This is a genomic window from Serratia sp. szju (genome assembly GCF_044594185.1).
Taxonomy (GTDB): Bacteria; Pseudomonadota; Gammaproteobacteria; order Enterobacterales; family Enterobacteriaceae; genus Serratia; species Serratia bockelmannii.
Genome location: NZ_CP172576.1, coordinates 669610 through 694299, shown reverse-complemented (window position 1 = coordinate 694299; position 24690 = coordinate 669610). Strand labels below are relative to the sequence as shown.

Here is a 24690-nt window from a genome sequence, read left to right as displayed (position 1 = left end):
CACTGCTCCCGATAATCCGATGTCATGGCATAGGCAATCGGGAGTGCGGCAGTGAACAACGAAATCGAGTCCTTAACCTACTACGCGGCGACCAAAAAATACGATCTGCGCTTCCCGACGCTGGAAGAGGATCTGGACGTCGACGTGGTGATCATCGGCGGCGGCTTCTCCGGCATCAACACCGCGCTGGAGCTGGCGGAGAAGGGCATCACCAACATCGCCATTCTCGAAGGCCGCTATCTGGGTTACGGCGGCACCGGGCGCAACGGCGGCCAGGTGATGGCCGGCATCGGCCACGATCTGGAGAAGATCAAGCGCCACGTTGGCCCGGCCGGGCTGGAAACCATCTTCAAAATCAGTAACCTCGGCGCCGGCATTATCCGCGAGCGCATCAAGAAATATGACATCGACGCCGACTTCTGCTTCGGCTACGGCTATCTCGGCAGCAACGCGCGCCAGGAGAAGACCCTGCGCGGCTGGCTGAAGGAGTTCAAGGCGGTAGCGCCGCAGGAGGAGATTGAGCTCTACACCGGGGCGGAGGTGAAGCAGGTGGTGGGCTCAGACGCCTACACCTGCGCGCTGAAGCACATGGGCGGCGGCCACGTACATTCGCTCAACCTGCTGCTGGGCGAGGCCAAGGCGCTGAGCGGCTACGGGGTGAAAATCTTTGAGAACAGCAGCGTGCTCAACGTGGAGTATGGCCCGCGCATCACGGTGCGCACCGCCATGGGCTCTGTGCGCGCCAACAAGATGCTGTGGGCCTGCAACGGCTTTCTCAACGGCATGGAGCCGCAGATCTACCGCAAGACCATCAATACCTACGCCTTCCAGCTGGCCACCGAGCCGCTGTCTGACGATCTGATCCGTCAGATCAGCCCGATCCGCGGCGCCTACAGCGACATCCGCCCGGTGATCGATTATTACCGGGTGACCAACGAGAACCGGCTGCTGTTCGGCAGCGCCACCCGCCTGATCGAATATTTCCCGTCGGATCTCAAGGCCTGGAACCGCAACCTGATGCTGAAGGTGTTCCCGTACCTGAAAGACGTGAAGATCGATCTGGCCTGGGGCGGTCCGCTGTGCTGCAGCGCCAACTTGTTCCCGCAGATCGGCACGCTGCCGGATCGCGACAACGTGTTTTACGTGCAGGGCTACTCCGGCTTCGGCGTGACGCCGAGCCACATCGTATGCAAGGTGCTGGCGGAGGGCATGAGCGAAGGATCCGATCGGTACGATCTGATGAGCTCGATCCCGCACGTCAACATCTTCGGCAAGGACAAGCTGCGGCGGGTGATGACCACCGCCGGTAAGGTTTGGCACCAGACATCCGGCTACTGGAAAGGCCGCCGTTAACCCTCAGAGGAGAATCACATGAAACCGTTATTGCTTAAACAACCGCTGCCGGAACTGCTGGAGATCGGCAGCGTCAGCAACCTGGGCGCCACGGTGATCGCCGGCACGCCGACCGTCGGCGTGGCCAGCATCTTCGGCGAACCGACCGACAACCTGAACTGCGGCGTGTTCAGCTGCACCCGCGGCAGCTTCGTGATGGAGTATCCGTTCGCCGAGCACGCCACGGTGTGGGAAGGCAGTGCGACCCTGACCAACGAACGCACCGGCGAATCGGTGCAGTATCAGGCCGGCGATTCCTGGTTCGTCGAGAAAGGCACCCCGGTGCGCTGGGACATCACCTCGGATCGCTTCGTCAAACACTACCTCGCCATCGTCGAAGGCTGACGCCGTCATGCCCCCCTCAGCAGGCTGAATGCCGAGGGGGAGCGCCTTAGCCTAACGCCCGCGTAATAAAATCAGTCACCCGCTTGAGGATCTGATCCTTATTGGTTTCGTTAAAGCTCTCGTGCCGCCCGCCCGCATTGATCATCCGTTCGAAATCGTCGCCGCGCAGACGATCGAGCGCGGTTTGCGTTTCGCTCATCAGCACCAGCCGATCGTCGTCGCCGTGGATCCATAGCGTGGGCAGCGCGCCGAAGCCCGGCCCGGCGTTGATGGCGGCGAGGATCCGCTGCATGGCGCGCAGGGTGGGACGCTTGAACGGCCCGTGCCACACCAGCGGATCTTCCTGATACGTCGCGCCAACCGCCGGATCGCGCGCCAGGGTCGCGGTATCCAGCGGCGCGTCGGGGATCGTCGGCAGTTCAGCCAGATCGGAAATCGCCGTTCTGTCGCCGAGCAGCGGGCCGGACAGCACCAGCGCGCGTACCTCCTCGCCATGGCGCTGCACGTAGCGGGTGGCGATCATGCCGCCCATCGAGTGGCCGATCACCACCAGCGGCAAGGTGGGGTATTGCTGCCGGAAATGGCTGACCACGCGCTGCACGTCGTCGACCACGGCGTCATAATCTTCGATCAGCACGCGCTCGCCCTGCGACAGGCCGTGGCCGAGATGGTCGGGGCCGAACACCCGCGCGCCCTGCGCCTGCAGCGTGCGCGCCACGTATTGATAGCGGCCGAGGTGCTCGCCGTAGCCGTGCACCAGCAGCGCCAGATAGCGCGGCTTGTCGTTTCCCCAGTCGTGCACGGCGATGTCGCCGTGACGGCCTTTGATAAAGCTGACGGTTTGTTCGGACATGTTATTGTTCTCATGGTGGTAGGGTTGCCTTTCAGCGTAGCGGCTGGCGGCGAGGTTGTCAGGGGCGCCGGGTGCGGCGCCCGCAGAGAGGGGATTACAGGCCGAACTGACGCGCCAGCTCGTCGAGCGCTTCGCGCTGGAAGCGGTTGAAGGCGTCGCGCGGCTGCTGCTGTTGGATGAACGTCAGCAGCGGATCCTGCACTTCAGTGCGCACGCCGCTTAGCTGTTCCATCACCGCCAGCCCGCAGAACGGCACGTAGGATTCGGCGTAGCCGCCTTCATGCACCATCACCAGTTTGCCGCCGCACAGGCGGTCGGCGGCCTCCTGCACCAGCGCGGTCATGGCGCGGAAGCTGTCGCTGTGCAGCTGCATGCGCGCCAGCGGATCGAGGGCGTTGGCGTCGTAACCGCAGGCGACGATGATCAGCTCCGGCTCGAATTTTTCCAGTACCGGGATGATGATGCGCCGCATGGCGTGCAGGTAGCCGTCGTCGCCGGCGCCGGCCAGCATCGGCACGTTAACGTTGCAGCCCGCCCCGTCGCCTTCGCCGCGATCCTGCTCGCCGGAATAGCCCGCCGGGAAGCAGCCGTCCTGATGCAGCGACAGCGTCAGCACGTCGCCGCGCTGCCAATAGATGTGCTGGGTGCCGTTGCCGTGGTGCACGTCCCAGTCGAGCACCGCGACTTTGCCGAGGCCGTAGCGGGCCTTGGCGCGCTCGATGGCGATGGGAATATTGGCCAGGAAGCAGAAGCCCATCGATTGATCCGGCAGGCAGTGGTGGCCCGGCGGGCGCGACAGCGCATAGGCATTATCCAGCTCGCCCTGCAGCACCGCCTCCACCGCCGCGCAGGCCAGCCCGGCGGAGAGTTTGGCGATTTCATAGCTGCCCGGCCCCAGCGGCGCTTCCTCCCCCAGCAGGCCGCCGCCGCTGTCGCTCACCTGTTTGAAGCGCTGCAGGTAGTGGGCGGGGTGGATGCGCAGCAGGTCTTCTTCCGTCGCCGGTTCGGCGCTCAGCAGGGTGAGCTGGCGCGACAGGCCGGATACGTCCATCAGGTTCTTCATACGCCGTTTGGTTTCCGGCGATTCGGCATGGCCGGCGCCCGAGGGCGGTTGCACCCAGCCGCCGACCGGCAGGGTGGTGGCGTGCAGACCGGTGCTGTGCCAGAAACAGCGTTCATCAAACAAGAAACCGGTTGTTCTTTTCACCTTTCTCCTCCTGTTATACGGCGCGGTGCGCGCGGTGAAGCCAGCGAAATCAACAGCAGCGACAGCAGCGCGCAGCCCAGCGCGCCGAACAGCAAGGCGTTGAAACCGCCGGAAGATTCGATCAGAGAGCCGGCCAACGTCGGGCCGATGGCCATGCCGCCGCCGATCACCAGGTTGATGCCGTTCATCAGCTTGCCGTCGTTATCCAGCCCGGCGACCCGCGCCAGAATGAACGGCAGCACGAAGGTCCAGGTGAATTTGAACAGCAGGGCGGCCAGGGCGAAGCGCAGGAGCAGGGGCTGGCCCGTCAGCAGCGCCACGCTGGCCAGCAGCAGGGCGTACCCCAGCACGATCAGGCGTCCGCCGCCGAAGCGCGCGCCGATCAGCGCCGCGGCCCCCGCGCCGACGATGCCGAGCAAGGTGGCGACGGCCAGCACCTGGCCGCTGTGGGCCGGCGACAGCCCGGCGCCGGCGGCGATGCCGCCGATAAAGGTCCAGACCGCGCTCAGGCTGATGTAAAAGGTCAGCACCGCCAGCACGGCGCACAGCTTGCGCGCCAGCGAGGCGGCGGGGCCGCTGCGGGCGGTGCGGGCGGCGGTGAAACCGTTGGGGAACGCCGGGATGAGCGGCAGGCAGCACAGCATGATGGCGGCCAAAATCAGGTAGACCGCCATCAGGCCGAAGTGCGCAAACAGCGGTGGCAGCACCAGCAGCCCGACCGCGCCCAGCACCAGCTGGCCGAGCACCCAGAAGGCATAGACGCGGCTGGGATTGGCGGTGCCGGCAGCGCAGGTGATGCACAGGATCATCAGGGTGCCGCCCGCCAGCGAGGCGATAAAGCGCAGCGGTAGCAGCAAGGTAAAATCTTGTACCAGCGCCGAAGCCAGGTTGCCGGCGATAAACACCAGCGCCGACAGCGTAGCGACCCGCCGCCAGTTGATGCGCCCGATCCACCACCACGCCGGCAGCGTGGCCAGGCTCATGGCGCCGAGTTCGGTGGAGAACAGGTGGCCGATCTGCGCCGGGCCGAGCTGCCACTGAGTAGCGAGCTGGGCGGCCACGGCGGGGGCGGTCATCAGAATGCCCGGCGCGATGGCGGCGAAGACGATAATGGCGGTCAACAGCCGCGGCGGGCAGGGGAGCGCCGCGCCGACGGCGGGCGCGGAAACCGAATCACTGGACATAAACCTTTTCCCCAAGCGTTGAGTGACGATGAAATATCCCTCCCGGCCCGATTGCGGGCAGGGGGAGGCCGCGCCATAAATGGCGAATACGTTTTGGCGTTATTTTCCGGCCGTCGGCAGCGGCGGCCGTTATCGGGCGTTAACCGTGGGCGAGAAAGCCGCCGGCGACCAGTTCGGTGCGGTTCACCACGTCGGTTTTGGCGAAAATATTGCGCATATGGGTTTTCACCGTGGACAGCGAAATGCCCAGCTTCAGGGCGATGCGCTTATTGCTGGCGCCTTCGCGAACCAGGTTGACGATCTCTTGCTCTTTGGCGGTCAACAGCTGCGCCTCGCCGTCGGGCAGCAGATCGCGCGTCGCTAGCTCGATCAGCGGCAGCACCGCGCGCAGGCGGCCGCGCTCCACTTCGGTAAACGGCGTATCGCGGATCAGCGATACCCCGGCGACGATGCGCTTGCGTTGGCGGATGAAGATCTCCGTCATGTCGCGCATGTCGTTCGGCAACATAAAGTCGTGGTAATAGCGGCGGTTGCCGGCGATCGCCGCCGGGCTCATGCCGACCATGGTGATGTCCTGGCGATGGAAATTGGCCGGCTGCAGCGGATCTATCTGCTGGAAGTGGTTCAGGTACTGCTGGTGCGTTTTATCGGGCATGCCGTGCAGGATGTAGTGATCCGGCCGCAGGTCGCGATCGACCAGATAAAACACCCCGGCGGACACCGGGATCAGGTGCGTAATGGTCGCCAAACAACTGTTGATAAAGGCATCGGATGCGGTGCTGTGCATGATTCGTGTTCCTCCCTTTATCGTTCAATCTGGAGAATGTTGGCGGTCAATATATGAACGATACAAGCATAGTTGTAGCAATTTGGCAACACAATAAAAACATATTAACAACGTGAGGCCGATTGCAATAAAACACATAAATAACAAGATGACACTGCGTTAATCAGGGCTTTTCAGAGCGGATTTTCCGCGATTTTCATTAATAGGTTAATGAAATAATTCGCCGCTTTTCCCGCTGAATTTACAGCGCTTTTCACTGCTTGCCTGGGCGAGGCTCTCGCCGCTCTGCGCGTGCTACAACCGGCGCGACCGTCGCCGTCCCTCGTTCTTAAGAACGATAGCCAGGCTTTTCCACCGCTTCCTACACTGCGAATTGAAGATAGCGCCAGGCGGCGCCAAACGTATAAGACGAAAAAATGATGACCTTTCTCGGGCTGAGGCGTCGGGTTGTTCAGTCCGCATGACCATACGGGGAACGAACGATGCAGAAAAAAACGTTGGCGGTGGCGTTGAGCGGCGCCTTATCGGGCCTGGCACAGGGGGCGGACGCCGATCGCCCCAATGTGCTGATCATTCTGGTGGACGATATGGGCTACTCCGACATCAGCCCGTTCGGCGGCGAGATACCGACCCCCAACCTGCAGGCGCTGGCCGAGCGGGGCGTGCGCATGAGCCAGTACTACACCTCGCCGATGTCGGCGCCGGCGCGGTCGATGTTGATGACCGGCAACACCAACCAGCAGGCCGGCATGGGCGGCATGTGGTGGTATGAGAGCACCGCGGCGCAGCCGGGCTATGAAATGCGGCTGACCGACCGCGTGACCACATTGCCGGAGCGCTTTCGCGACGCGGGGTACGCCACCATGATGGCGGGCAAATGGCACCTGGGCTATGTCGACGGCGCCAAACCGACCGATCGCGGCTTCGAGCGCGCCTTCGCCTTCATGGGCGGCGGCACCAGCCATTTCGACGATGCGAAACCGCTGGGCACCGTGGAGGCGTTCCACACCTTCTACACCCTGAACGGCAAACGCGTGTCGTTGCCCAAAGATTTCTACTCCAGCAAGGCCTATGCCGATCAGCTGGAACAGTGGATCCGCGATACACCGCAGAATCAGCCCGTCTTCGCCTATCTGGCGTTCACCGCGCCGCACGATCCATTGCAGGCGCCGGATGACTGGATCGCTAAATTCGACGGCAAATACGACGCCGGCTATCAGCAGGCCTATCAGCAGCGCATTCAGCGCCTGAAGGCGCTGGGGTTGATTTCCGATCGCACGCCGATGCCGACGCTGGCGTTGGATAAGGCCTGGAACGCGCTGACGCCCGAGCAGCAAAAATATGAAGCCAAGACCATGCAGGTATACGCGGCGATGATTGCCTATATGGACGATCAGGTCGGCGCGGTGCTGAACACCCTGAAGCAGACCGGCCGTGACCAAAATACGGTGATCGTGTTCGCCACCGACAACGGCGCTAACCCGGCCAGCGGCTTCTACTACGGCTCGAAGCCGGAGTATTGGCGGCAGTTCGACAACAGTTACGCCAACCTCGGCCGCAAGGGATCGTTCATCTCTTACGGGCCGCACTGGGCCAACGTCAGCAATGCGCCGTACGCCAACTACCACAAAACCACCAGCGCACAGGGCGGCATCAATACCGATTTCATCATCTCCGCGCCGCGGCTGAAGGGGCGCGGCGGCATCGACCGCACGCCGATGGCGGTGTATGACATCGCCCCGACGTTGTATGACTATGCCGGCATCGACGCCAACAAACCGCTGAAGGCCAAACCGACGCTGCCGATGGTCGGCGTCAGCTTCAAGCGCTATTTCAGCGGCGAGGCCGACGGTGTGCCGCGCGCGACCTACGGCGTGGAGTTGCATAACCAGGCCGCCTATGTAGACGGCATCTGGAAGCTGCGGCGGTTGGTGAAGGCCGGGCCGACGGCGCAGATGGCACCGTGGGGGCTGTTCAACCTGCATGACGATCCGCTGGAAACGCGCGATCTGGCCGCCGCCAACCCGGAACGGGTCAAACGGCTGAGCGAAGCGTATCGCCGCTTTGCGCAGCAGAGCATGATTATTGAAGCCAAAGGCGCAGCGATCGACTATCTCGGCGTTGACGCCAGCACCGGTGACTACATCGGCTTGGATCCGCAGACCCACAAACCGTTGCCGCAGGCGGCACCATGAACCTGGCCCAACTGCGTGCGCAGCAGATCCCGGTGGAGAGCGAACCGCGCGCGGCGGCGCCTTTTCATTTGCTGGTGAAGCCGATCGGCGCCGGCTGCAACCTGGGTTGCCGCTACTGCTACTATCCGCAGCGCCAGGAAGAACGGACGCGCAAGATGGACGACGACCTGCTGGCGGAATTTATCCGCAGCTACATCGCCGCCCAGCCGCGTTACAGCCGCGAGATCAACTTCGTCTGGCAGGGCGGTGAGCCGCTGCTGGCGGGGATCGGTTTTTACAAGCGGGCGCTGGCGTTGCAGCGCCGCTATGCGCCGCCGGGCGTGCGGATCAGCAACAGCCTGCAGACCAACGGCACTCTGCTGAACGACGCCTGGTGCCGGCTGTTCCGGCAACATCACTTTATCCTCGGCGTCAGCCTGGACGGCGATCGCGAGGTGCAGGACGCCCATCGGCCGGACAAGCGCGGCGGCGCCAGCTATGACGCCGCGCTGCGCGGCATTGCGTTGTTGCAGCGCCATCAGATCGACTTCAACCTGCTGATGGTGGTGCACGAGGGCGTCGCGGATCGCGCCGAGGCGATCTACGATCATGCGGTGGCGATCGGGGCGCGTTATCTGCAGTTTCAGCCGCTGATGCTGGAAGGGGATGCGCCCACCGCCGGTTACGGACTGAGCGCCGCCAACTGGGGGCGCTTTATGCTGGCGGTATATCGCCGCTGGCGCAGCCGCGGGCATATCGGCCAGGTCTTCGTGATGAACATCGAACAGGTCTACGCGCAGTATTTCACCCACGTCAGCCCCAGCTGCGTGCACGCCGAACGCTGCGGCGGCAATCTGGTGATGGAGCCGGACGGGCGGCTTTACGCCTGCGATCATCTGATCAATGCGCAGCATCTGCTCGGCCATGCCGATCGCCACACGCCGCTCGCCACCCTGGCGGCAAGGGCGGCGGAGATGCCGTTCGGTAAAAACAAGAGCCTGCGCCGCGAGTGCCAACGCTGCAGCGTGAAAAGCGTCTGCCAGGGCGGCTGCCCGGCGCATGTGGGCGAAGATCGCTATAACCGGCTGTGTGCCGGTTATTACGCCTTCTTTTCCGCGCTGCTGGCGCCGCTGCGCGCCTACCCGCGCAGCCCGCAGGGGGCGATGCAATGGCGCGCCGCCGTGAGCGCCGCCGCAGGTTGAAACCGTCTCGTCCTTAAGGACGATAGTCAGCATTTTCCTTTCCTCTCTATAGTGAGATTACCGCCGCTGGCGGTGAAAAACCTGCAAGCACCTGCATGCATCAGGCCAAAACTATAAGAGGAAATAACCATGAACCTGTCGTCGCGGTTGCACGCCCACCTGGCTAGAGGCAAGGTCGGCTTTCCCACCACCCTGGCCAGTTCGGTCGGGGTGATCATGGCCAGCCCGGTGATCCTGACGGTCACCAGCGGCTTCGGCATCGGCGGCGACACCTTCGCGCTGGCGATGCTGATCGCCTTCATCATGATGCAGGCGCAGCTCACCACCTTCTCCGAAGCGGCGTCGCTGCTGCCGACCTCCGGTTCGGTTTACGACTACATCTCCTGCGGCATGGGGCGCTTTTTCGCCATCACCGGCGCGCTGTCGGCCTACCTGATCGTGCATATCTTCGCCGGCACCGCCGAGACCATTCTTTCCGGCATCATGGCGCTGGTGAACTTCGAGCACCTCAACACCCTGATGGAAAGCCACAATGCCTCCTGGATGGTCGGCGTCGGGCTGGTTGTCGTGTTCGGCCTGCTCAACGCGTTTGGCATCGAGGCCTTCGGCAAGGCGGAGATCGTGCTGACCTTCGCCATGTGGAGCACGCTGGTGATTTTCGGCATCGTCGGGCTGCTGTCGCCGCATGCGGTGCCGCTCGAGGGCTGGTTCGGCAGCACGCTGAGCCTGAACGATCCGTTCGCGGTGTTCAGCCTGATCGGCATGGCGATGTTCATGTTCGTCGGCTGTGAGCTGGTGACACCGATGGCGCCGGAGATCAAACGCTGCGATTGGGTGATCCCGCGCGCGATGGCGCTCGGGCTGTGCGGCGTGGCGGTGTGCATGGCGCTGTATGGCGCGGCGCTCAGCCACCAGGTGGAAAACGTGGTGATCGACGCCGCCAGCGGCACGCGCCTGCTGGAAACGCCGATGGCCATCCCGGCGTTCGCCGGCCAGGTGATGGGCCAGTTCGGCAAATACTGGCTGGGCGTCGGCCTGCTGTTGGCGGGCGCGGCGACCATCAACACGCTGATGGCGGCGGTGCCGCGCATTCTGTACGGCATGGCGCTGGACGGCGCGCTGCCGCGCATGTTCGCTTATCTGCACCCGCGCTTTAAAACGCCGGTGGTCGGCATTTTGGTGGCGGTCCTGATCCCCTGCGTACACGCCTTCGCCATTCAGGGCAACCTCGACAGGATCATTCCGCTGGTGCTGGCGGCGGTGTGCGCCTGGGGCGTGGCCTACCTGCTGGTGACCTGTTCGGTGGTGATCCTGCGCGTGCGCCGCCCCGACCTGCCGCGCGCCTATAAATCGCCGTGGTTCCCACTGCCGCAAATCGTTTCCAGCGTCGGCATCGTGCTGGCCATCGTCTACATCACGCCGCCGGGGATGAACCCGAGCGACATCTACATTCCCTTCGGCTGGATGATCGGCCTGACCGCCGCCTATGCGCTGTTCTGGACGCTGTGCGTGCAGAAAGTGAACCCGTTCAAGCCGGTGCCGGTCGAGCAGGTGCTGGAGAACGCATTTGCCAAGGGTGAAAACGAGGAGGCGCAGTTTGATCGGCTTACTTCCCTCACTTAATCGCGCCTGGCGGCGCGCGCCGTCGGGCTATCGGCCGGGCGCCGCGCTGGATCGTCTGGCGCGCAATCTGGAACCCTACGCGTGCGAACGCCTGGCGCCGGGCCTGCTGCGGCTGACGCTGCCGCAGGGGCCGCAGATCGAGATCGGCGAACAGGTGCAGGGGCTGTTTATGGCGCATATCGTCAGCCACCGTTTTCGGTTGCAGGGCGCATGCGCAGCGCAGCCTCCGCTGACGCTGGACGTGGTGACCGGCGGCTGGCTGCGGCGGCGCGGGGTGCGCTATCTGTTGCGCCAACGCCATGCAGCCGCGCAGCGAGTGCTGGAAGGGCTGCAGCGCTACCCGCAGATCGGCGAGACGCTGGCGCAGCTGGATTTTCGCCGCGTGCGGCTGACGGTGAACGACGGGCGCTGGCAGGTGGATATCGAGCATTTCGCCGCGTCGGAGGTGGTCAGCCGTTTGCCGGCCGGCCGCCGCTATCTGCGGCTGGATGCCGAACAGCGGCGGCTGCTGTTGAGCAGCCTGCTGATGATCGGCCAACTGATGGAGAAGCTGAATCATGAATAGAGTGGTTGTGATTACCGGCGGCGGCACCGGCGTCGGCGCCGCCTGCGCCCGTCTGCTGGCGGCGCAGGGCGATCGGGTGTTCATCATCGGCCGCCGCCCGGAACCGTTGGCGGCGCTGGCGCAAGAGATCGGCGCGCAGGCTTTGGTGGGCGACGCCGCCAGCGGCGAGAGCTGGAACCACACGCTGCTGCCGGCGATTCTGCGCGACGCCGGGCGCATCGACTGCCTGATCGGCAGCGCCGGCGGCATGGGCTTCAAGCGCATTACCGAGATGACCGACGCGCAGTGGCAAGGGGCGATGGACAGCAACCTCAACAGCGCTTTCGCCAGTGCGCGCGCCTGCCTGCCGGAGCTGATTAAAAGCGGCGGCAACCTGCTGTTCGTGGCCTCGATCGCTTCGCTGGCCGCCGGGCCGGAGGTCTGCGGCTACGTTACCGCCAAACATGCGCTGATCGGGCTGATGCGCTCCATCGCCCGCGACTATGGCCCGCTGGGCGTGCGCGCCAACGCGGTGTGCCCGGGCTGGGTGACCACGCCGATGGCGGACGAAGAGATGCAACTGCTGATGGACGCCCATCAGATTTCGCTGGAGCAGGCCTACCAAATGGTCTGTCGCGACGTACCGCTGCGCCGGCCGGCCAGCGCCGAGGAGATCGCCCGCGTCTGCCGTTTCCTCTGTTCCAGCGAAGCTTCAATCATAACCGGCGCGGCGCTGGTGGCCGACGGCGGCTCCACCATCGTCGATGTGCCGACCCTGGCTTTCACTTCCCTGTAAGGAGCATTTCCATGAGTTCAGAAGCGGTATTCATTCAGGTTGGCGCGCTGGCGGAAGGCTTTGCGCCGCACAGCAATACGTTGGAACGCCAGCACGGCCTGGCGGGCACCATGCTGACGCTGCGTTTTAGCGACGGTGCGACGCAGCGCTGTCGGTTTACCGACGAGCAGACGCTGGAGTGGGGGGAGCGGCGCGGCGTCGCCTATCGCGCTACCAGCATTCGCCCTGGCGTGTTGTTCATCGATTTTCTCGATCCTGCCCGCGCTAACGCCAGCATTACGCTGGTATGCGACCGTAATCAAGGCAACTTCACTGCGGTATACGGCCAACTGCCGGACGAAGCGCAGACGCGGCTCGATGCCTTCAGCCGGGTGGAGCAGGGGCTGCCGCTGACCGCGGTTGAGGCCGAATTCCGCTTCGGCACGCTGGACGACGCCGACGCGGCACCGCCGGGCTTTACCGACGAGCTGATCGGCATGCGCAATATGTACACCTACAGCCCGACCGAGCGGTACGAGCACATCTACCTGAACGACAACTTCTACGCCTGGCAGTGTCTGGACGGGGTGGAGAAAGGGCTGGCGGACGTCGATCGCTGCCACTACGTGAAGGTGGCGGAGCAGCTTTATCTGTTCGTCTGGCGCGAGAAGATCATCCCGACGCTGGGCGTGGTGATGATCGATCTGCAGGGCATGCGCACCGACGGTAAGATCCTCGGTTATCAGGGCAGCGATTTCAGCGCGCTGAGCAACTTTGCGGTCGGCGCCCACGCGCAGGTGCTGAACACCACGCACCACCCGCGAGGATAGGCCGATGAGCGCAACCTATGCGGCCAATGCCTTCGCGGGGCAGGTGGTGCTGGTGACCGGCGGCGCTCAGGGCATTGGGCTGGCGATCGTCAGCGCCTTTGCCCGGCTGGGCGCCGAGGTGACGATCGCGGACGTGCAGCTGCCGCAGGCGCAGGCGGCGGCGCAAACGCTGCGGGACGAAGGGCTGAGCGTACAGGCGCTGGCCTGCGATCTGGCCGAGCCGGGGCAGATTGCCGAGTTGGTGGCGGCGGTGGGCGAGCGGCACCAACGGCTGGACGTGGTGATCCACAACGCCGCCTATTTTCCGCTGACGCCGTTCGCCGCCATCGACGCGGCCCTGTTGCAACGCACGCTGAGCGTCAATCTGATGGCGCCGTTCTTTCTGGCGCAGGCGGCGCTGCCGTGGATGCGCCACCGGGGCGGGGGCTGCATTCTGGTGACCTCGTCGGTGACCGGCCCGCGGGTAGCCTACCCGGGGCTGGCGCACTATGCCGCCTCCAAGGCCGGGGTGAACGGGTTTATTCGCGCGGCGGCGCTGGAGCTGGCGGCGGAGAACATTCGCGTCAACGGCGTGGAGCCGGGGATGATCCGCACGCCGGCGATGGCCAACCTGGGCGACGCGCAGGTGAATCAGGCGATCGCCGCCTCAGTGCCGCTCGGGCGGCTGGGGGAACCGGCAGACATCGCCGCGGCGATGGTGTTTCTCGCCTCGCCGGCGGCGGCCTACATCACCGGCCAGACGCTGGTGGTGGACGGCGGCGCGCTGTTGCCGGAAACGAATTCTCTGCTTACTTGACGCTGCAGCGTTGTTGGCTGCAACGCCAATTAATTTGAGCATTCCGGTTGGTTAAATCACTGCTTGGCGGGATGCGCGGCGACGTTGGCAGGCAGGCTGTCACCCAGGGTGATCAGCTCGTCCAGCAACGTCATCAGCTGGTCCATTTTCTGCCGCGAGAAAGCGGCTTCAATCTCGGCGTAGCCCTGTTCCACCTGGTGGCGCGCCACTTCATACAGATCCTGGCCCTGCTGGGTCAGCGACACGTACAGCTTGCGCTGATCGTTAACCGGCTTGAGGCGGAAGATCAGCTTATCACGCTCCATGCGCGACAGAATGCCGGTCAGGCTGGGGCGCAGGATGCAGGTTTCCGCCGCCAGTTCGTGGAATTCGATCGAACGGCTGTTGGCCAGCACGCGGATGATGCGCCACTGCTGCTCGGTCAGGTTATGGCTTTTCAGGATCGGGCGAAAGAACCCCATGGCGGTTTCGCGCGCCTGCAGCAGGGCGATGGTTAACGATTCATGCATAAGTTTGGCCTTAGCTATCAAGGTGTTCGTTGTCACGGCGCTTACCGCAGGGCTATTACCCCGCTAGGCCCGATTTTGTTAATAACTTAATAGTAGCCAAAGTTACCCGCAGGGATAAAGCAAAAATGCGCGGCGCAGCGAAAAATGGTGAGAAAAATGATTAATACGCTGAATAATCACGCTAATGTTCGTTGTTTGTGAATATTTTGTTATCACGATCACAAATCACTCCAAGCGCGTTGCGTAAAAGCTGCACAGCGTATAAAAGTAATCATTAATATGTTAATGAATGCCGGTTGTCATGTTTTGCCATTGGAGGAGTTCGCATGAAAGGCACCGTATTTTCCGTTGCGCTGAACCACCGCAGCCAACTGGACGCCTGGGATCAGGCGTTTCACCAGCCACCGTATCAAACCCCGCCCAAAACCCCGGTGTGGTTTATCAAACCGCGCAACACCCACCTCGCCAACGGCGGGGCGATCCCGTTTCCGGCCGGTGAAACCGTGCAAAGCGGCGGCACGCTGGCGGTGATCATCGGCGATACCGTGCGCAAGGTGCCGGCGGCGCAGGTGAGCCGTTATCTGGCCGGTTACGCGCTGGCCAACGACGTCAGCCTGCCGGAAAGCAGCTTCTACCGCCCGGCGATCAAGGCCAAATGCCGCGACGGGTTCTGCCCGCTGGGGGAGATTGGTCTGCTGGAGAATGCCGATCGGCTGGAGATCGTCACCGAGATCAACGGCGTGGAGCAGGACCGCTGGTCCACCGCCGATCTGGTGCGCTCGGTGCCGGAACTGATCGCCGCCATCAGCGATTTCATCACCCTGCAGCCGGGCGATGCGGTGTTGATCGGCACCCCGCACCAGCGGGTGGCGATCAAACCGGGGGATGAGGTGACGGTGCGCGCCGCCGGCCTGCCCACTCTCACCAACCGCGTCACCCAGGCAGGAGCCGCATCATGAAACATGCCCGTATTCGCCATCATGGCCAGATCGTCAACGTTCAGGTGGACGACCAGCTGCGCGTCACGCTGCCGAACGGCGAGGTGCTGCAGGAGCGCGAAGTGGAATGGCTGCCGCCGGCGCAGGGCACGGTGTTCGCCCTGGGGCTGAACTATGCCGACCACGCCAGCGAGCTGGAATTCAAGGCGCCGGAAGAGCCGCTGGTGTTCCTCAAGGCGCCGAACACCCTGACCGGCCACCGTCAGGTGTCGGTACGCCCGGCCGGCGTGGAGTATATGCATTACGAAGCCGAGCTGGTGGCGGTGATCGGCAAGACCGCGCGCAACATCAGCCGTGAGCATGCCATGGAGTACGTGGCGGGTTACACCTTGTGCAACGACTACGCCATCCGCGATTACCTGGAGAACTACTACCGGCCGAATCTGCGGGTGAAGAGCCGCGATACCCTGACGCCGATCGGGCCGTACATCGTCGATCGCGACGACGTCGCCGATCCGCACCGCCTGGCGCTCAGCACCTATGTCAACGGTGAGCTGCGTCAGCGCGGCAGCACCGCCGACATGATTTTCGACATTCCGTTCCTGATCGCCTACCTGAGCGAATTCATGACGCTGCAGCCGGGCGACATGATCGCCACCGGCACGCCGAAAGGGCTGGCCGACGTGCAGCCGGGCGATGAAGTGGTGGTGGAGATCGAAGGCATCGGCCGTTTGGTTAACCACATTATCAGTGAAAAAGATTACGAGGAGAGCCTGCGATGAAAACCATCAACCACTGGATCAACGGTAAGAACGTCGCCAGCAAAGAGTATTTCACCACCACCAACCCGGCGAACGGCGAGGTGCTGGCGGAAGTGGCCTCCGGCGGCCAGCTGGAGATAGACCAGGCGGTGGCCGCGGCGAAAGAGGCGTTCCCCAAATGGGCCAACACGCCGATGAAAGAGCGCGCGCGCCTGATGCGCCGCCTGGGGGAGCTGATCGACCAGAACGTGCCGCAGATCGCCGAAATGGAAACCGCCGATACCGGTCTGCCTATCCATCAGACCAAAAACGTGCTGATCCCGCGCGCCTCGCACAACTTCGAATTCTTCGCCGAGGTGTGCCAGCAGATGAACGGCAAGACCTACCCGGTGGACGACAAGATGCTCAACTACACGCTGGTGCAGCCGGTGGGGGTATGCGCGCTGGTGTCGCCGTGGAACGTGCCGTTCATGACCGCCACCTGGAAAACCGCGCCTTGCCTGGCGCTGGGCAACACGGCGGTGCTGAAGATGTCCGAACTGTCGCCGCTGACCGCCGATCGCCTGGGCGAGCTGGCGCTGGAAGCCGGCATTCCGGCCGGGGTGCTGAACGTGGTGCAGGGCTACGGCGCCACCGCCGGCGACGCATTGGTGCGCCATAAAGACGTGCGCGCGGTTTCCTTCACCGGCGGCACCGCCACCGGCCGGCGCATCATCGAAAGCGCCGGGCTGAAGAAATTCTCCATGGAGCTCGGCGGCAAGTCGCCGGTGCTGATCTTTGAAGACGCCGACATCGAGCGGGCGCTCGACGCCGCGCTGTTCACCATCTTCTCGATCAACGGCGAACGCTGCACCGCCGGTTCACGCATCTTCATTCAGGAGAGCATCTACCCGGAATTCGTCAAACGTTTCGCCGAGCGCGCCAACCGTCTGCGCGTCGGCGATCCGCAAGATCCCAACACCCAGGTGGGCGCGTTGATCAGCCCGCAGCACTGGGAAAAAGTCTCCGGCTATATCCGCCTCGGGGTGGAAGAAGGGGCAACCCTGCTGGCCGGCGGCCCGGACAAACCGGCCGGTTTGAGCCACGGCAACTTCCTGCGCCCGACGGTGCTGGCGGATGTCGATAACCGGATGCGCGTGGCGCAGGAGGAGATTTTCGGGCCGGTGGCCTGCCTGCTGCCGTTCAAGTCGGAAGAAGACGGCCTGCGCATGGCCAACGACGTGGAGTACGGCCTGGCGTCGTACATCTGGACGCAGGATGTGAGCAAGGTTCTGCGCCTGGCCCGCGGCATTGAAGCGGGCATGGTTTTCGTCAACACCCAAAACGTACGCGATCTGCGCCAACCGTTCGGCGGCGTGAAAGCCTCCGGCACCGGCCGCGAAGGCGGCGAATACAGCTTCGAAGTGTTCGCCGAAATGAAGAACGTGTGCATTTCCATGGGCGACCACCCGATCCCGAAATGGGGCGTTTGAGCCTCAGGCCACAATAATAACGAAAGAGATGAGAACAATGACGACAAAACTTACCACTGATGCTGTCCCTGCTCCCGACGTCGTGCGCTGTGCCTACATGGAAATTCAGGTCACGAACCTTAAAGCCGCACGCGAATTTTACGTCGATATCCTCGGCCTGGTCGTGACCGCCGAAGAGGATAAAACCCTCTACCTGCGTTCGATGGAGGAGTTTATTCATCATAACCTGGTGCTGCGCGAAGGCCCGGTCGCCGCCGTGGCGGCGTTTGCTTTCCGCGTGCGCACGCCGGAAGACGTCGATCGCGCCGAAGCGTATTTCAAGGCGCTTGGCTGCCGTACCGAGCGTCGGGTGAACGGGTTCGCCAAAGGCATCGGCGATGCGGTGCGGGTAGAAGATCCGCTCGGTTTCCCGTATGAGTTTTTCTACGACGTGCAGCACGTCGAGCGCCTGGCCTGGCGCTACGATCTGTATACGCCGGGCGCGCTGGTGCGCCTCGACCACTTTAACCAAATCACCCCTGACGTGCCGCGCGCCGTGGAATACATCCAGGGGCTGGGCTTCCGCGTGACGGAAGACATCCGCGATGAAGACGGCGTGGTTTACGCCGCCTGGATGCGCCGCAAGGCGACGGTGCACGATACCGCGATGACCGGCGGCGCCGGGCCGCGCATGCACCACATCGCCTTCGCCACCCATGAAAAGCACAATATTTTGGCCATCTGCGACAAGCTCGGCGCGCTGCGCAAATCCGATTTGATCGAACGCGGCCCCGGCCGCCACGGCGTCTCCAACGCGTTCTATCTCTACCTGCGCGATCCCGATGGCCACCGGGTGGAAATCTACACGCAGGATTACTACACCGGCGATCCGGACAACCCGACCGTGACCTGGGACGTGCATGACAACCAGCGCCGCGACTGGTGGGGCAATCCGGTGGTGCCGAGCTGGTACACCGAAGGATCGCTGGTGCTGGATCTCGATGGGCAGCCGCAGCCGGTCATCGAGCGCAGTGCGCCCAGCGAAATGGCCGTCACCATCGGCGCAGACGGTTTTTCCTATACCCGCGAGGGCGATACGGAAAAAGGTTTCAAACTTGGCAATACGCTGTAAATGCCGCTGCGCGGGCCTTGCCCGCGTCTATGCGCCGTCTGGAGAACGTTATGCCCCATTTTTACGCTGAATGTACCGACAACATCCGCCGCGAGGCGGATTTGCCCACCCTGTTCGCCAAGGTCAACGAGGCGCTGGCGGCGACCGGCATCTTCCCGCTGGCCGGCGTGCGCAGCCGCGCCATCTGGCTCGATACCTGGCAGATGGCCGACGGCAAGCAGGATTACGCCTTCGTGCACATGACGCTGAAGATCGGCCACGGCCGCAGTCTGGAAAGCCGGCAGCAGGTGGGCGAGATGCTGTTTGCGCTGATCAAGGAACACTTTGCCGCGCTGATGGCGCAGCGTTACCTGGCGCTCTCTTTCACCATGGAAGAGCTGGATCCGGTGCTGAATTACAAACAGAACAATGTCCACGCGCTGTTCAACAAGGCGTGAATAAGGGGTCGTAAATGCTGGATAAAGAGCAGGTTAACCGCGCCGTGCAGCGCCTGCATCAGGCGGAAAAGAGTCGTGAGCAGATCCGCGCGCTGTCGCTCGATCATCCCGAGATCACCATTGAAGACGCCTATGCCATTCAGCGGCAGTGGGTGGCGCTGAAGATCGCCGAGGGGCGCACGCTCAAAGGCCACAAGATCGGCCTGACGTCGCGCGCCATGCAGGTAAGCTCGCAGATCACCGAGCCGGACTACGGCGCGCTGCTGGACGACATGTTCTTCAACGACGGCAGCGACATTCCGATCGACCGCTTTATCGTGCCGCGGGTGGAGGTGGAACTGGCGTTCGTGCTGGCCAAGCCGCTGCGCGGGCCGAACTGCACGCTGTTCGACGTCTACAACGCCACCGACTACGTCATTCCGGCGCTGGAGATCATCGACGCGCGCAGCCACAACGTCGATCCCGAGACGCAGCGGCCGCGCAAGGTGTTCGACACCATCTCCGACAACGCCGCCAACGCCGGGGTGGTGATGGGCGGGCGGCCAATCAAGCCGGATGCGCTGGATCTGCGCTGGATCTCCGCGCTGCTGTACCGCAACGGCGTGATTGAAGAGTCCGGCGTGGCGGCTGCAGTGCTCAACCACCCGGCCAACGGAGTGGCCTGGCTGGCCAACAAGCTGGCGCCGTATGAGGTGGAGCTGGAAGCGGGGCAGGTGATCCTCGGCGGTTCCTTCACCCGGCCGGTGCCGGCGCGGCGCGGTGATACTTTCCACGTCGATTACGGCCCGATGGGCTGCATCAGCTGCCGCTTCGTCTAATAAGCCGGCTCGGCGAACCGGGCCGCAATAATCGGGCGGGGGCCACGCGCCGCGCCCGCTTGTCAGGGAGAATGCGATGTTAACCAACCACTTCAAGCGAGCGCTGCAGGAAAAACGCCCGCAGATCGGGCTGTGGCTCGGGCTGTGCAGCAGCTACAGCGCCGAGCTGCTGGCCGGCGCCGGTTTCGACTGGCTGCTGATCGACGGCGAACATGCGCCCAACAACGTGCAAACGGTGCTGGGGCAGCTGCAGGCGGTCGCGCCTTACCCGAGCCAGCCGGTGGTGCGCCCGCCGTGGAACGACGCGGTGATCATCAAGCAACTGCTGGACGTCGGCGCGCAAACCTTATTGATCCCGATGATTCAGAATGCCGAACAGGCGCGCGACGCGGTGCGCGCCACGCGCTATCCGCCGCACGGCGTGCGCGGCGTCGGCAGCGCCCTGGCGCGTGCTTCGCGCTGGAACCGGGTGCCCGATTACCTGCAGCAGGCCGATGAGCAGATGTGCGTGCTGGTGCAAATTGAAACCCGCGAAGCGGTGAAAAACCTCGACGCCATTTTGCAGGTGGAAGGGGTGGACGGCGTGTTTATCGGCCCAGCGGATCTCAGCGCCGACATGGGCTTTGCCGGCAATCCGCAGCACCCGGAGGTGCAGCGCACCATCGACGACGCCATCGCGCGTATCCGCGCCGCCGGCAAGGCGCCGGGCATTTTGATGGCCAACAAGGTACTGGCGCAGCGCTATCTGGAGGCCGGCGCGCTGTTCGTTGCGGTGGGGGTGGATACCACCCTGCTGGCGCGGGCGGCGGAAGCCCTGGCGGACGAGTTCAAACAGGGCGGGGCGCAAGCGCCTTCATCGGGAGTCTACTGAACCATGAACCACGTCGATTCGCTGCCGCCGGCCAACCCGGCGCAGCAACATAAAGCGTTAACCGCCGCCGAGCAATCGGTGATTAAAAAGTTGTTTCGGCGCCTGATCATTTTCCTGTTCGTGTTGTTTGTTTTCTCTTTCCTCGATCGTATCAACATCGGCTTCGCCGGGCTGACGATGGGCAAAGATCTCGGCCTCAGCTCGACCATGTTCGGGCTGGCGGCGACGTTGTTCTATGTCACCTACGTGATCTTTGGCATACCGAGTAACATGATGCTGAGCCGGGTCGGTGCGCGGCGCTGGATCGCCACCATCATGGTGCTGTGGGGCATTGCCTCCACCTGCACCATGTTCGCCACCGGGCCGACCAGCCTGTACGTGCTGCGCATGATCGTCGGCATCACCGAGGCCGGCTTCCTGCCGGGCATTCTGGTGTACCTCACCTACTGGTTCCCGGCGTTTTACCGCGCCCGCGCCAACGCGCTGTTCATGATCGCCATGCCGGTGACCATGGCGATCGGCTCGCTGGTCTCCGGCTATATCCTGGCGCTGGACGGGGTGATGAACCTGAAGGGCTGGCAGTGGCTGTTCCTGCTGGAAGGCATTCCATCGGTGCTGCTGGGCGTGGTGGTGTGGTTCTATCTCGACGACACCCCGGCCAAGGCCAAGTGGCTGACCGACGAGGAAAAAGCCAGCCTGCAGGCGATGATGGAGGCCGACAAGCTGCAGCTGGTGCAGCCCAACGGGCCGAGCAGCCACCGCGCGCTGCAGCAGCGCAGCCTGTGGCGTGAGATCTGCACGCCGATTGTGCTGATGTACACGCTGGCCTATTTCTGCCTGACCAACACCCTGAGCGCGATCAACATCTGGACGCCGCAGATCCTGCAGAGCTTCAACCAGGGCAGCAGCAACGTGACGATCGGCATTCTGGCGGCGATCCCGCAGATCTGCACCATCGCCGGCATGGTGTGGTGGAGCAAACGATCCGACAGGCTGCAGGAGCGCAAGCATCACACCGCGCTGCCGTACCTGTTCGCCGCCGCCGGCTGGCTATTGGCGTCCGCCACCGATCACAGCCTGATCCAGCTGCTCGGGATCGTGATGGCCTCGGTCGGCTCCTTTACCGCCATGGCGATCTTCTGGACCACGCCGGATCAGTCGATCAGCCTGGAAGCGCGGGCGGTGGGGATCGCGGTGATCAACGCCACCGGCAACATCGGATCGGCGCTCAGCCCGCTGCTGATCGGCTGGTTCAAGGATCTGACCGGCAGCTTCAACTCCGGGCTGTATTTCGTTTCGGCGCTGTTGATCGTCGGCGCCGTGCTGGTGTGGCGCATTCCGATGAAGGATTCGCGCCCGAGAGCGACGCCTTGATGCGCAAGTGGGCATGATTGCAGGAGGTCATGAGGTGCGGAAAAGTACCGGCTTTATCGCCAACATCGATATTTGCAAAGAGTATGACGCGCGCTACGCCGCCGACGAGGTGCACTACGAAACCTTCGCCGGGCTGGCGGCATTCTTCGGCCGCGACATGCAGGTGCACTGGCACGACTGCTTCTTCCAGGTGCATTTCCTGGAGACCGGCAAGATAGAGCTGCAGCTCGACGATCAGCACTATTCGGTGCAGGCGCCGCTGTTCATCCTCACGCCGCCGTCGGTGCCGCATGCGTTCTTCACCGAACCGGACAGCGACGGCCACGTGCTGACGGTGCGCCAGGAGCTGATTTGGCCGCTGCTGGAGCGCCTGTATCCCGGCAGCAATCTGGCGCTGGACATGCCGGGCATCTGCCTGTCGCTGGCCGATGCGCCGCAGGAGCTGACGGCGCTCAGCCACTATTGGGCGCTGATCCGCCGCGAGTTCGCGCAGAACCTGGCCGGGCGCGAACAGACGCTGGCGCTGTTGGCGCAGGCGGTGTTCACGCTGCTGCTGCGCAACACCGCGCTGGAAGACAGCGCCAACAGCGGCGTGCGCGGCGAACTGCAGCTGTTTCAACGGTTTAACAAGATGGTGGACGAGCGTTTCCGCGAGCATCTGCCGGTGCCGGAGTATGCGCAGGCGTTGGGCGTGACCGAATCGCGGCTCAACGACCTGTGTCGGCGCTTCGCCAACCGGCCGCCCAAACGGCTGATTTTCGATCGGCTGCTGCGCGAGGCCAAGCGCATGCTGCTGTTCAGCGCCTGCACGGTGCATGAAACCGCTTACAGCCTCGGCTTCAAGGATCCGGCCTATTTCGCCCGTTTTTTCAATCGGCTGGAAGGCTGTTCCCCCTCGACCTACCGCGCGGCGCAACACGCCCTTTCGTAACCGCGATCACAGTTTGCCGCGAAAGCGGCAAACTGACCTGAAAAGTACCGGCGATTGCCGCAAAAGTCTCTTCTCGAAACCGGCTTTGGCAGCTTCAATTAAGCAACCAAAAGAAAACATTATTTTAACAAATGGCCGACTCCACGGCCTGAAAAATGCCGATGACGAGGAAGACCCGATGAAACCAGAAGACTTTCGTGCCGACAGCAAACGCCCGTTCACCGGCGCCGAATACCTGAAAAGTTTGCAGGATAGCCGCGAAATCTACATTTACGGCGAACGCGTAAAAGACGTCACCACCCACCCGGCGTTCCGCAACGCGGCGGCGTCGGTCGGCCAGCTGTACGACGCGCTGCACGATCCGGCCAGCCAGGATCGCCTGTGCTGGAACACCGACACCGGCAACGGCGGCTATACCCACAAGTTCTTCCGCTATGCCCGCAGCCCGGAAGAGATGCGCCAGCAGCGTGACGCCATCGCCGACTGGTCACGCCAAAGCTACGGCTGGATGGGGCGCACGCCGGATTATAAGGCGGCCTTTGGCTGCGCGCTGGGCGCTTATCCGGAGTTCTACGGCCAGTTCGCCGATAACGCGCGCCACTGGTACAAACGCATTCAGGAAACCGGGCTCTATTTCAACCACGCCATCGTCAACCCGCCGATCGATCGTCATAAGCCGGTCAATGAGGTGAAGGACGTCTACATTCAGGTGGAGAAAGAAACTGACGCCGGTATCGTGGTCAGCGGCGCCAAAGTGGTGGCTACCAACTCGGCGTTGACCCACTACAACTTCATCGGCTTCGGTTCGGCGCAGGTGATGGGCGATAATCCGGACTTCGCGCTGATGTTCGTGGCGCCGATGGACGCCGAAGGAGTGAAGCTGATTTCGCGCGCCTCCTACGAGCTGGTGGCCGGCGCCACCGGATCGCCGTTTGACTATCCGCTCACCAGCCGCTTCGACGAGAACGACGCGATCCTGATCATGGATCATGTGCTGATCCCGTGGGAAAACGTGCTGATCTACCGCGATTTCGACCGCTGCCGCCGCTGGAGCACCCAGGGCGGTTTCGCCCGGCTGTTCCCGCTGCAGGCCTGCGTGCGCTTGGCGGTGAAGATGGATTTCATCACCGCGCTGCTGCAAAAGAGCCTCTCGTGCACCGGCGTGCTGGAGTTCCGCGGCGTGCAGGCCGATCTGGGCGAAGTGGTGGCCTGGCGCAACCTGTTCTGGTCGCTGAGCGACGCGATGTGCGCCGAAGCCACGCAATGGGAAAACGGCGCCTACCTGCCGGATTCCGCCGCGCTGCAAACCTACCGCGTGATGGCGCCGATGGCCTACACCAAGGTGAAACACATCATCGAGAAGAACGTCACCAGCGGCCTGATCTACCTGCCGTCCAGCGTGCGCGACATGAACAACCCGGAGATCGACAAGTACCTGGCGCGCTACGTGCGCGGATCGGACGGCATGGATCACGTCGAGCGTATCAAGATCCTCAAGCTGATGTGGGACGCGATCGGCAGTGAGTTCGGCGGGCGCCACGAGCTGTATGAGATCAACTACGCCGGCAGCCAGGATGAGATCCGCCTGCAGTGCCTGCGCCACGCGCAGGGATCCGGCAACATGGATCGCATGATGCAGATGGTCGACAAGTGCCTGGCCGATTACGATCAGCACGGCTGGAAGGTGCCGCACCTGCGGAACAATGACGATATTAATCAGTTGGATAATCTGCTGAAGTAATTCAGGAGGAGGTTG

24 protein-coding genes are annotated in these 24690 nt (G+C 63.3%); 19 read left to right on the top strand and 5 right to left on the bottom strand.

The genetic code is table 11. The features are described 5' to 3' along the window. Positions 1–51 precede the first annotated feature (51 nt). Both RE418_RS03400 and RE418_RS03395 read left to right on the top strand, forming a co-directional pair. A complete protein-coding gene (locus tag RE418_RS03400; protein ID WP_033636959.1) occupies positions 52–1353 on the top strand; it encodes an FAD-binding oxidoreductase in 1302 nt (433 codons plus the stop codon). Between the two features lie 18 nt (positions 1354–1371). Beyond that, entirely contained in the window at positions 1372–1737 is a 366-nt protein-coding gene (locus RE418_RS03395) for a cupin domain-containing protein (RefSeq protein ID WP_019454941.1), read from the top strand. Between the two features lie 46 nt (positions 1738–1783). Here RE418_RS03395 and RE418_RS03390 read toward each other — a convergent pair whose 3' ends face one another. From RE418_RS03390 to RE418_RS03375, 4 genes are all read right to left on the bottom strand, one after another. Beyond that, complete coding sequence (locus RE418_RS03390; protein ID WP_049294792.1) at positions 1784–2590, bottom strand: alpha/beta hydrolase; 807 nt, start codon at positions 2588–2590, stop codon at positions 1784–1786. Positions 2591–2684: 94 nt separating this feature from the next. Next, complete coding sequence (locus RE418_RS03385) at positions 2685–3797, bottom strand: class II histone deacetylase (RefSeq protein WP_060448198.1); 1113 nt, start codon at positions 3795–3797, stop codon at positions 2685–2687. Beyond that, complete coding sequence (locus tag RE418_RS03380; protein WP_043136167.1) at positions 3794–4981, bottom strand: MFS transporter; 1188 nt, start codon at positions 4979–4981, stop codon at positions 3794–3796. Before RE418_RS03380 ends, RE418_RS03385 begins: the two co-directional genes overlap by 4 nt. 139 nt (positions 4982–5120) lie before the next feature. After that, entirely contained in the window at positions 5121–5768 is a 648-nt protein-coding gene (locus RE418_RS03375) for a response regulator transcription factor (RefSeq protein ID WP_049204607.1), read from the bottom strand. Between the two features lie 482 nt (positions 5769–6250). Between RE418_RS03375 and RE418_RS03370 the strand changes: the two genes are divergently transcribed. The 7 genes from RE418_RS03370 to RE418_RS03340 all read left to right on the top strand — a co-directional run bounded on the left by RE418_RS03370 (position 6251) and on the right by RE418_RS03340 (position 13712). Then, positions 6251–7963: an arylsulfatase gene (locus tag RE418_RS03370; protein ID WP_049204609.1), complete on the top strand. Its 1713-nt coding sequence runs from the start codon at positions 6251–6253 to the stop codon at positions 7961–7963. After that, positions 7960–9144: an anaerobic sulfatase maturase gene (locus RE418_RS03365; protein WP_089181645.1), complete on the top strand. Its 1185-nt coding sequence runs from the start codon at positions 7960–7962 to the stop codon at positions 9142–9144. The genes RE418_RS03370 and RE418_RS03365 overlap by 4 nt, the downstream gene beginning before the upstream one ends. Positions 9145–9273: 129 nt before the next feature. Then, positions 9274–10767, top strand: coding sequence for an APC family permease (locus RE418_RS03360; protein ID WP_049204613.1), 1494 nt, complete (start codon positions 9274–9276; stop codon positions 10765–10767). Next, entirely contained in the window at positions 10742–11332 is a 591-nt protein-coding gene (locus tag RE418_RS03355) for a DUF3156 family protein (protein WP_043136151.1), read from the top strand. Before RE418_RS03360 ends, RE418_RS03355 begins: the two co-directional genes overlap by 26 nt. Next, positions 11325–12107: an SDR family NAD(P)-dependent oxidoreductase gene (locus RE418_RS03350; protein ID WP_043136148.1), complete on the top strand. Its 783-nt coding sequence runs from the start codon at positions 11325–11327 to the stop codon at positions 12105–12107. Before RE418_RS03355 ends, RE418_RS03350 begins: the two co-directional genes overlap by 8 nt. A gap of 11 nt (positions 12108–12118) precedes the next feature. After that, complete coding sequence (locus RE418_RS03345) at positions 12119–12916, top strand: MoaF C-terminal domain-containing protein (protein ID WP_049204614.1); 798 nt, start codon at positions 12119–12121, stop codon at positions 12914–12916. Positions 12917–12920: 4 nt separating this feature from the next. Then, positions 12921–13712: an SDR family oxidoreductase gene (locus tag RE418_RS03340; protein WP_089181646.1), complete on the top strand. Its 792-nt coding sequence runs from the start codon at positions 12921–12923 to the stop codon at positions 13710–13712. A 56-nt stretch (positions 13713–13768) separates the two neighbouring features. Here the strand turns inward: RE418_RS03340 and hpaR are convergent, their stop codons facing one another. Then, the gene (gene hpaR / locus RE418_RS03335) at positions 13769–14221 is read right to left on the bottom strand and encodes a homoprotocatechuate degradation operon regulator HpaR (protein ID WP_049204618.1); all 453 of its coding nucleotides are present in this window, start codon (positions 14219–14221) and stop codon (positions 13769–13771) included. Positions 14222–14547: 326 nt separating this feature from the next. Here hpaR and RE418_RS03330 point away from each other — a divergent pair, with 326 nt between their 5' ends. From RE418_RS03330 to hpaB, 10 genes are all read left to right on the top strand, one after another. Next, a complete protein-coding gene (locus RE418_RS03330; protein ID WP_089181647.1) occupies positions 14548–15180 on the top strand; it encodes a fumarylacetoacetate hydrolase family protein in 633 nt (210 codons plus the stop codon). Continuing rightward, positions 15177–15941, top strand: coding sequence for a fumarylacetoacetate hydrolase family protein (locus tag RE418_RS03325; protein ID WP_089181648.1), 765 nt, complete (start codon positions 15177–15179; stop codon positions 15939–15941). The genes RE418_RS03330 and RE418_RS03325 overlap by 4 nt, the downstream gene beginning before the upstream one ends. Then, complete coding sequence (gene hpaE / locus RE418_RS03320) at positions 15938–17392, top strand: 5-carboxymethyl-2-hydroxymuconate semialdehyde dehydrogenase (protein ID WP_025305185.1); 1455 nt, start codon at positions 15938–15940, stop codon at positions 17390–17392. The genes RE418_RS03325 and hpaE overlap by 4 nt, the downstream gene beginning before the upstream one ends. Before the next feature lie 37 nt (positions 17393–17429). Further along, positions 17430–18503, top strand: coding sequence for a 3,4-dihydroxyphenylacetate 2,3-dioxygenase (gene hpaD, locus RE418_RS03315; protein ID WP_089180517.1), 1074 nt, complete (start codon positions 17430–17432; stop codon positions 18501–18503). A 50-nt stretch (positions 18504–18553) separates the two neighbouring features. Continuing rightward, complete coding sequence (locus RE418_RS03310) at positions 18554–18940, top strand: 5-carboxymethyl-2-hydroxymuconate Delta-isomerase (RefSeq protein ID WP_004933172.1); 387 nt, start codon at positions 18554–18556, stop codon at positions 18938–18940. Positions 18941–18954: 14 nt separating this feature from the next. Then, a complete protein-coding gene (gene hpaH / locus RE418_RS03305; protein WP_049204624.1) occupies positions 18955–19758 on the top strand; it encodes a 2-oxo-hept-4-ene-1,7-dioate hydratase in 804 nt (267 codons plus the stop codon). A 76-nt stretch (positions 19759–19834) separates the two neighbouring features. Continuing rightward, entirely contained in the window at positions 19835–20629 is a 795-nt protein-coding gene (gene hpaI / locus RE418_RS03300) for a 4-hydroxy-2-oxoheptanedioate aldolase (RefSeq protein WP_099816600.1), read from the top strand. 3 nt (positions 20630–20632) lie between these two features. Next, positions 20633–22003, top strand: a complete 1371-nt coding sequence (hpaX, locus tag RE418_RS03295) for a 4-hydroxyphenylacetate permease (RefSeq protein ID WP_087762954.1) — start codon at positions 20633–20635, stop codon at positions 22001–22003. Between the two features lie 34 nt (positions 22004–22037). After that, the gene (hpaA, locus tag RE418_RS03290) at positions 22038–22934 is read left to right on the top strand and encodes a 4-hydroxyphenylacetate catabolism regulatory protein HpaA (RefSeq protein WP_004933161.1); all 897 of its coding nucleotides are present in this window, start codon (positions 22038–22040) and stop codon (positions 22932–22934) included. A 178-nt stretch (positions 22935–23112) separates the two neighbouring features. Next, on the top strand, positions 23113–24675 hold the full coding sequence (gene hpaB, locus RE418_RS03285; RefSeq protein ID WP_043136111.1) for a 4-hydroxyphenylacetate 3-monooxygenase, oxygenase component: 1563 nt from the start codon (positions 23113–23115) through the stop codon (positions 24673–24675). Positions 24676–24690 lie beyond the last annotated feature (15 nt).

What these genes read in the sequence shown, in the direction of transcription:
- RE418_RS03345 (WP_049204614.1), top strand. Translation starts at nt 12,119, where the DNA reads ATGAGTTCAGAAGCGGTATTCATTCAGGTTGGCGCGCTGGCGGAAGGC.
- RE418_RS03350 (WP_043136148.1), top strand. Translation starts at nt 11,325, where the DNA reads ATGAATAGAGTGGTTGTGATTACCGGCGGCGGCACCGGCGTCGGCGCC.
- hpaB (WP_043136111.1), top strand. Translation starts at nt 23,113, where the DNA reads ATGAAACCAGAAGACTTTCGTGCCGACAGCAAACGCCCGTTCACCGGC.
- hpaE (WP_025305185.1), top strand. Translation starts at nt 15,938, where the DNA reads ATGAAAACCATCAACCACTGGATCAACGGTAAGAACGTCGCCAGCAAA.
- hpaI (WP_099816600.1), top strand. Translation starts at nt 19,835, where the DNA reads ATGTTAACCAACCACTTCAAGCGAGCGCTGCAGGAAAAACGCCCGCAG.
- RE418_RS03325 (WP_089181648.1), top strand. Translation starts at nt 15,177, where the DNA reads ATGAAACATGCCCGTATTCGCCATCATGGCCAGATCGTCAACGTTCAG.
- hpaX (WP_087762954.1), top strand. Translation starts at nt 20,633, where the DNA reads ATGAACCACGTCGATTCGCTGCCGCCGGCCAACCCGGCGCAGCAACAT.
- RE418_RS03370 (WP_049204609.1), top strand. Translation starts at nt 6,251, where the DNA reads ATGCAGAAAAAAACGTTGGCGGTGGCGTTGAGCGGCGCCTTATCGGGC.
- hpaH (WP_049204624.1), top strand. Translation starts at nt 18,955, where the DNA reads ATGCTGGATAAAGAGCAGGTTAACCGCGCCGTGCAGCGCCTGCATCAG.
- RE418_RS03310 (WP_004933172.1), top strand. Translation starts at nt 18,554, where the DNA reads ATGCCCCATTTTTACGCTGAATGTACCGACAACATCCGCCGCGAGGCG.
- RE418_RS03360 (WP_049204613.1), top strand. Translation starts at nt 9,274, where the DNA reads ATGAACCTGTCGTCGCGGTTGCACGCCCACCTGGCTAGAGGCAAGGTC.
- hpaR (WP_049204618.1), bottom strand. Translation starts at nt 14,221, where the DNA reads ATGCATGAATCGTTAACCATCGCCCTGCTGCAGGCGCGCGAAACCGCC.
- RE418_RS03330 (WP_089181647.1), top strand. Translation starts at nt 14,548, where the DNA reads ATGAAAGGCACCGTATTTTCCGTTGCGCTGAACCACCGCAGCCAACTG.
- RE418_RS03340 (WP_089181646.1), top strand. Translation starts at nt 12,921, where the DNA reads ATGAGCGCAACCTATGCGGCCAATGCCTTCGCGGGGCAGGTGGTGCTG.
- RE418_RS03395 (WP_019454941.1), top strand. Translation starts at nt 1,372, where the DNA reads ATGAAACCGTTATTGCTTAAACAACCGCTGCCGGAACTGCTGGAGATC.
- RE418_RS03380 (WP_043136167.1), bottom strand. Translation starts at nt 4,981, where the DNA reads ATGTCCAGTGATTCGGTTTCCGCGCCCGCCGTCGGCGCGGCGCTCCCC.
- RE418_RS03365 (WP_089181645.1), top strand. Translation starts at nt 7,960, where the DNA reads ATGAACCTGGCCCAACTGCGTGCGCAGCAGATCCCGGTGGAGAGCGAA.
- RE418_RS03390 (WP_049294792.1), bottom strand. Translation starts at nt 2,590, where the DNA reads ATGTCCGAACAAACCGTCAGCTTTATCAAAGGCCGTCACGGCGACATC.
- RE418_RS03375 (WP_049204607.1), bottom strand. Translation starts at nt 5,768, where the DNA reads ATGCACAGCACCGCATCCGATGCCTTTATCAACAGTTGTTTGGCGACC.
- hpaD (WP_089180517.1), top strand. Translation starts at nt 17,430, where the DNA reads ATGACGACAAAACTTACCACTGATGCTGTCCCTGCTCCCGACGTCGTG.